General features: G+C 40.0%; 1 protein-coding gene. It reads left to right on the top strand.

The window, feature by feature from the left end:
* Window positions 1-255 (top strand): branched-chain amino acid transport system II carrier protein (locus KK062_RS31320; RefSeq protein ID WP_254088136.1); only part of this gene is annotated, 255 nt, incomplete at both ends.

Raw genomic sequence — 255 nt, 5'->3', positions numbered from 1 at the left:
GCAGGGAACTTAATCTTCCCTCCATATCTAGGAGTTTTATCTGGAAGTAGTTGGCTAGTAGCTTTCATAGGATTCCTTTTTGCAGATGGTGGTTTGGCATTATTAGCAGTTATAGCAGCAACTAAGTTCAATGGAGACACATCGAAGATGTTCTCAAGAGCAGGCAAAGGATTAAGTATTGCATTAGGATGTGCAATGGTAATCTGTATAGGGCCACTTTTAGCAATACCTAGAACAGCAGCAACAACTTATGAA

This window comes from Dawidia cretensis (assembly GCF_018598175.1).
Classification (GTDB): domain Bacteria; phylum Bacteroidota; class Bacteroidia; order Cytophagales; family Cyclobacteriaceae; genus Ohtaekwangia; species Ohtaekwangia cretensis.
Note: the sequence above shows the minus strand (reverse complement) of the source record. Positions and strands in the feature narration are given on the sequence as shown.